We start from the raw sequence: 6,129 nt of genomic DNA, 5'->3' as shown, positions 1-6,129 counted from the left end.
TGACCAGATCGCTGCATGACCAACAATCCTCAAACACCAGATTTGACAATAACTCCTCAAAGGGTGGCAAGTCGTACAATCTGTCTGCCATTAACCTTGCCGTATCGAACAGTTCGTAATTCTCCCGTGCCTTTCCTCTGCTGTTCTGTGAGTTCTGTTTATTGCGATTGCCATACTGACGACACCTATCGCTACAGTACTTCTTGTTGGCCCTGTAAGTCATCTCAGAGTGGCAATGGAGGCAGGTCGCAAGCCCACCTCCACAAGTGTTATCAAGCACCTTTCGCCTTTATGGGGCTAGGTGGATTATGTAGGTGGTCTGCTTGATGGGTTTCTTGGGGTGGCCTCATCCATTGCAACACCAGAGTTACCTCACCAGAAGATCTGATACGTGTTGCCACCCATCAAGGCCACAATGATCAACTTGATAAATATGCTCATGTCTTCTGGCCTTTTTCTTTAATGGGATGCACAGTGAACTCTTGTAGGCGTAAGAGCTATCATGGAGAAGAAAATGAAGAAGAGTTTTGTATTTTTACCAGCAGTCATGTTAATTGTATCTGCATGCTCTGGCCCTGATGTGTCAACACGGGTTACCAGCAGTTTAAGCAGAGGCGTTCTGGCCGTTGAGCAAAAAGTTCAAGGCAAAGCCATCATTATGACTCCAAACGTTGAAGACATTACAGATAAAGGATTTAATATCCGATATATGGAGTTGTCATTTGGTTCAGGAGTGCCTGAAAGTATAAGAGATTTGGCGATTGATCAGTGTGAATCTACTGGTAAGGTTGCAGTGTTCATGGGCAATTCACGTGGACTTGTTCAATTAAATACCGTGAAGGCTCACTACGAGTGCAGAGAAATTCAATCCAGCTAAACCTCGTTCTCTATTCGGTGAATGTAAATCTAATTTATGGAGTTGATGATGCAAAATTTTTTAGTAGCAGCAGTTTTGGTTGGGATGAGCTTATTTGCAAGTCAGGCTCATGCTAGTGAATTGAAAATTGGTTCTTGGGGTGGCAATGTTCGCTCTGGACCAAGTACGGACTACCCAAAAATTGGAAGCCTAAAGAATGGCGATCCAGTCGTTCTGTTGAGTAAGAAAAAACCTGCTAACGATGGTTTTAACTGGTTTAAGATTGTGTACGGTAATGGTCAGGTTGGGTATCAATGGGGAGGGATATTGTGTGGTTTCAACAATAAAGTTAATGGTACATATGGCCTCTGCGAGAACGACAATAGGTCCACACCACGAAATTATAAATGTTCCAACCTGACTAGATTTCGCTCCAAGGAAGCTGAACAAAAAACAAAAGTTACATTTTTTGTTGGGCAAACTGATAATTCATTTCGAATTTATTGGCTAGATTATAACGGAAACAAGAAATCATATAAAAAATTAAGCTCTGGGATGAGTTGGACCGCTGAGACATACAGATCCCATCCGTGGGCTATTTATAGGGTATCAGCTAATGGCAGTGAGGCCTGTCATAGTATAGTCAAGGGGAAGAGAAAATCATCACAATGGCTACTTAGATAAGCGGATAGCCTGATCCAAAGCCCACGATCAACGCCAGTGCGCCCCATGTCGTTCAGAAAGGAGTTCATATCACCTTTGGTTGTTGTTCTATGCTCACCGTAGCATTTAGCTTGGACGGCCCAGATCAGACCTTCGTTGTCTCTGAATACAAGATCAGTCCCCAAGTCCTGACGTTGCCACTTGTTATGATAGTCATCCCATAGCCAGACCTTATCGACAGTTTTGGACCACTCAGGATCGTTCTCAAGGAACCACTTGCAGAAGACTTCGAACTTCTTGCCAGCACCTTGTTCACCGAACTCGGTTCGTATGGATGCTATAAACTGATCGAATGTTGCCAACGTATTGCCCTGATTGAATTACCATCAGATGATGAAACAAAACCGCCCGAGCAACAAGTGTAAGGGTTAGTTGATGGTGACACTGGCGGGTTCATAACTTTGGGACCCTCCAGAAAATACGCATATGAATCTGTTTAGAATGGTTTACGTGTTTACACCCACGATCATGATTTGCTTTGGTTTGCTTCCCTCTGATCGCTCCAGTCTTTACCCGCTGGCTCTTGTCGTTATTGTTGTATCCAACTCTCGCACCCGAGGTACAACAACACCATGACAATCAAAAAAGTATTTATTACAGTGATCACCTTGGCCCTACTGGCGAAGGTTTACGTCATACTGACGTCCTGAGGTTGCCCCGATGAACACAAAGCTATCGGCTGTATCTGACAAACGCATGGACCTCACGTGCAGTGCCTGTGGTCATAAGTTCAGCTATAAGATTGCTGACCTAATCCTAACGACCAGTGATGATATAACTGCCCATGAGGTCCGTCAGAGAGCCGTATGCAGAGGCTGTGGTGTCGGGGGTCATAACACGTATCGACTAGTGTAGTTCGCACTATACGTCCCTCTGTGTGAGCCTCAGCGTCACCTCTAGTGCAACGACCAGTCTACGTGGTTGATTGCGTCTCGAAGCCCTTGGAGGGCTAGACCATCAGAGTAATTACCGAAAGTCTGCCCTTCGATTTCATGGCCCATAAGTCTGGCAACTACAGTCACAGGTATCGTTGCGTTTTCTAGCTGAGTGGCGAAGCCTTTTCTCAAAGAGTGGAACACATGGTCGGAACCATATCCCAGTGAGGCTTTTAGCCGTCCAAACCTCTTGCCGATGGCGTTTGACCTGTCGCCATACTGATTGAAGGTTAGACCTGAAAGCAAGTAACCATCTGTGCTGGAATCAACCAGTCTTGCAGCAGTTTGGGCGATGTGAGGATGAATGGGAATTGTGCGCCAACCAGCTTCCGTTTTAGCATCTACAATCTCAACCTTGTCGTTGTAGACATCAGTCAGCTTGAGGGAGCATAACTCCTCAATGCGACAGCCAGTATATGCCCCAAGTGTGATTAAATCCCTGAGGGTGTCATCCTCGCAAGCACCAAGCAGCTTTTGATAATCTTGAACCCTGAACGACTTGCGTTGGGCTTGTATGGTAGCCTTGGTGCGTTTCTTTTGCTTCGGAGGGAAAATCTTCGTGAAAGGAGATGGAACAGTAAGGCCTTTGTTATTCTCAAGGTAATCCCAATAGACGCTGACAGGTGAAATCATCCGCCTTCTTGTCGCTAGAGATAAGCCTTGTTCAGTTCCGAGTGTTACATTCACCCACTCCCTAACGCTGACCCTTGTGGCGTCCGAGGCATACGGGAATTGTTTGACGAAAAGCATTAGGTCTCGTCGCTGCATATCGGCTGTTTTAGGGGCCACATCTCTCGACGCAAAGAACTCATCAACATACTCCCGCAGCAGGACATCATCACCATGCACCACACTGATGGCATCAAACAGCGTAGTGGGGCCGTCTCCCTCGTTCTTGTCTCCAAGGTATTCCCCAATGGCGACCTCTTCTTGCGCCATCCGTATCTCGTGGTCTGGGACGCCTTTAGACCTGTGTCGTTGGGCATCTTGTCGAGCAAGTGCTAATGTGGCGAGAAGTTCATCATCACTTCCAATTTCTAAGTCTTTGGCGATACTGATCTGCTTCTTCCATTCGAGAATAATAGGAGGAACTTTATTCTCTGCAACAGTTTGGGAGTCTGTCTGCAGCGACATTACAAATCTTGGCTTGCCGAAATGGTCACGTAGCGCTTTTGGTATTTCAAGGATAGCATACCACTTCCTTCTACGTCTCTGGAGGTACTTTGGCATCTTGCGTTCCTACACACATCTACCACACACGTTAACCACACACGTTTAGGCAAATAAAGCCTTAAAAGTTGACATATAAAGGGTTCCAGCACCTTGGGCGTAGTATCCCTTCGTCTCCGCCACCTACCCCCCTGTTTTTATTGGTAGGAATGGGTTCGGAATATTTTGAGGTTTTTTTTGTGTCGCAGGGGCTAAAACAGCGATTGCCCAATAATTGCCCAGACTTGGACGGCTACCAATTTTTTGAAGTTTCGAGGGAGGTTCGTGTGAACGTACTTGAGGTACAGGGAATTTCCAGAAATCCAGTTGAGGTTGATGACTCAGGTGCAATTGAAATGTATGCGGCGCTGGGCAAGGCCCTCGTTGAGTTCAACCGAATTGAGGACGCACTTGGGATGATTTTCTCAAGTTTAGTCAATGCGGAAAACAACCTTGCCGCGATTTCGGCCTTCGATGGTATCGAGAGTTTCAATGGAAAACTAGCATTCATTCGCCGGACGCTCGATGCTTTGGAGGCGCATAAAGACGAAAGAGGTGAGGCTGTCCTTATCGAGTTCTTGCCTTCGTTGAAGCAAGCCATTTTAATCCTAGATAAATTCTTACCACGACGAAATTTCCTAGCTCACTCCAAGCTGGTGCGTTTCGATTTTAGTTTCTCAAATGCCGATCCAAAGACTTTGCTGCTGTTCTCGCCCGTGGGCACCAGCCCGTCAAAACACGTGGGGTGGATGAGGCCGAAGTATTTGGCTCGGCTCAATGATGTGATACAAGTGCATGCTGCGTTTGAAGCGCTTAATCAGCACATTTTCTCGTTTGTGATGCGATTGCCGTCAGGAAATGAACATGGTTTCGAGGTTTTGGACTTTCCAGATCTCCCTGAGATGGTCGAGTTCAAAGGCGTACATGTCAAGGAACAACCTTTTGTAAAAATCAACGAAGCATGGTTCAACGGGGACTAAAGCAAAAGAGATCAAATGGACGAAGCAGCACTTCAAAAGTAAGAGATATTCTCGTTCGCAAGAGAGCAGGTGAATCTTATCGCGAAATTCACGCTTCATACCGTGAAATTAGTTACCCGCGCATTGCTGAGATTGCTCGCTTGTCTCGCCGACGAGCACCTTCATCGATGCTTTCTTGCGCTCAGTCCGGAGGTGCAGCTTGGCGAGTCTGCGTAGCTCCAATTCATCTGCGAACCGGAGCCATACAGCGTGAAGCCCGAACAGTGGCGTGTTTGGCCCGCCATTGTGTCCGATCAATGTGTTCTTCGCGGACTGGGCTTAGGCGGCTCGGGTGTTAAACATTGTGCTCCAGCCTAGCGCGCATTTTGACCAAGCTGGCAGCGGGAGCACCAACTTGCTCCGCTTTATCGAGGTAAAGTTGCGCAAGAGCATATCTTTCTTCACGCAAGAGCCAACTTGCACAAGATCGTAGCGAATCTGGGGCGTTCAAGTTAAAGAGTGCGACCCGCAAGTTACCCAAAGCAATTTCATCTTCGGGATCAAGCTTTAGTTTATTCGAAGCGGCAAAAAATTTTTCACGAGCCTGACTAAGATGAGCTGTGATGCTGATATCGGCAAATGTGTTCTTAATAGCCTCGGGTAACGGAGCAACTGAAACATCGCCATGGGGCGGGCGATCTTGATACAGGTTTTCCAAAGACTCGTCCGATAAGATCGCTTCAAGCATTGGTCTATCCGTGTCACGCGCAACAGAACAACTTCGATCAAATGCCTCTCCCACATGAAATACAGGGCCCGGGATCTGCCCAAAAAACCGCTGTAGGTTGAAAACAAACCGCGCGTTGGGTTGCCCGTTCAACATCGGTGGCGTCCGTGAGTGCAGGTAATCCAGAAGATCAATTGCTGTTGCCGAAAATCGGCTGTTGCTTCGTTGCTGCGTTTTGTTGACGATCATTTGGGCGGCTTCACTCAAATGATTTGTATAGAAGTGGCTGAGAATATCCTGTCCGTTCTGACACATACGGTCATAGTTGTGGATGTGGACATTATCTTTGCCAAAAACTTCTATCCAGTCCCGTAGCCGTGGGCCATAGGCAGGAATAGGAGACATGACACGTAGAGGCTCCAGAGTTTCAGGTGCAGCTTTTGCCATCGCTAAAGTAGCGCTGATCGGGAAACCCATCCGTATAAGTTGTTGAACCGCACTGTTCAAAAAATCACGATGATTTCGCAGGTATGCGACAACCTCTACAGTTTCAAACTGGGCTCTCAGTTCAGTTGCGAGGGCGCTTATTTCCGCCAAACGTAAAAGCACACAGTCTTCACCCGATAGCAAAAGTGTTTTGCCTTTTGCCAACCTGACCTGCCCCCCTAGGCTCCCTCATTCATAACGAGAGTTTGCGGGTTTGGATTTCATATTCTTTAT

General features: G+C 46.9%; 6 protein-coding genes. 3 read left to right on the top strand and 3 right to left on the bottom strand.

What is annotated here, in order from left to right:
* Window positions 1-502 precede the first annotated feature (502 nt).
* The gene (locus tag PFRI_RS03075) at window positions 503-877 is read left to right on the top strand and encodes a hypothetical protein (protein ID WP_072629283.1); all 375 of its coding nucleotides are present in this window, start codon (window positions 503-505) and stop codon (window positions 875-877) included.
* Between the two features lie 48 nt (window positions 878-925).
* A complete protein-coding gene (locus PFRI_RS03070) occupies window positions 926-1,540 on the top strand; it encodes an SH3 domain-containing protein (protein WP_170124899.1) in 615 nt (204 codons plus the stop codon).
* On the opposite strand, the gene PFRI_RS03065 is transcribed toward PFRI_RS03070, so the two are convergent.
* Window positions 1,489-1,881, bottom strand: coding sequence for a restriction endonuclease (locus PFRI_RS03065; protein WP_072629281.1), 393 nt, complete (start codon window positions 1,879-1,881; stop codon window positions 1,489-1,491). The two genes, PFRI_RS03070 and PFRI_RS03065, sit on opposite strands and share 52 nt — an antisense overlap.
* Window positions 1,882-2,475: 594 nt before the next feature.
* Window positions 2,476-3,744 carry a tyrosine-type recombinase/integrase gene (locus PFRI_RS03060; RefSeq protein ID WP_072629280.1) on the bottom strand — a complete coding sequence of 423 codons (1,269 nt, stop codon included), beginning with the start codon at window positions 3,742-3,744 and terminating at the stop codon, window positions 2,476-2,478.
* Window positions 3,745-4,010: 266 nt separating this feature from the next.
* Between PFRI_RS03060 and PFRI_RS03055 the strand changes: the two genes are divergently transcribed.
* Complete coding sequence (locus tag PFRI_RS03055) at window positions 4,011-4,703, top strand: hypothetical protein (protein WP_139292076.1); 693 nt, start codon at window positions 4,011-4,013, stop codon at window positions 4,701-4,703.
* A 334-nt stretch (window positions 4,704-5,037) separates the two neighbouring features.
* Here the strand turns inward: PFRI_RS03055 and PFRI_RS03050 are convergent, their stop codons facing one another.
* Window positions 5,038-6,060 (bottom strand): hypothetical protein, encoded by a 1,023-nt coding sequence (locus PFRI_RS03050; protein ID WP_072629278.1) that lies wholly within the window; start codon window positions 6,058-6,060, stop codon window positions 5,038-5,040.
* Window positions 6,061-6,129 lie beyond the last annotated feature (69 nt).

Origin of the sequence: Planktotalea frisia (genome assembly GCF_001890925.1) — a bacterium.
Classification (GTDB): Bacteria; Pseudomonadota; Alphaproteobacteria; order Rhodobacterales; family Rhodobacteraceae; genus Planktotalea; species Planktotalea frisia.
Note: the sequence above shows the minus strand (reverse complement) of the source record. Positions and strands in the feature narration are given on the sequence as shown.

Excerpts from the sequence above, each read along its gene's own strand:
- PFRI_RS03060 (WP_072629280.1), bottom strand. The coding sequence starts at position 3,744 with ATGCCAAAGTACCTCCAGAGACGTAGAAGGAAGTGGTATGCTATCCTT.
- PFRI_RS03070 (WP_170124899.1), top strand. The coding sequence starts at position 926 with ATGCAAAATTTTTTAGTAGCAGCAGTTTTGGTTGGGATGAGCTTATTT.
- PFRI_RS03075 (WP_072629283.1), top strand. The coding sequence starts at position 503 with ATGGAGAAGAAAATGAAGAAGAGTTTTGTATTTTTACCAGCAGTCATG.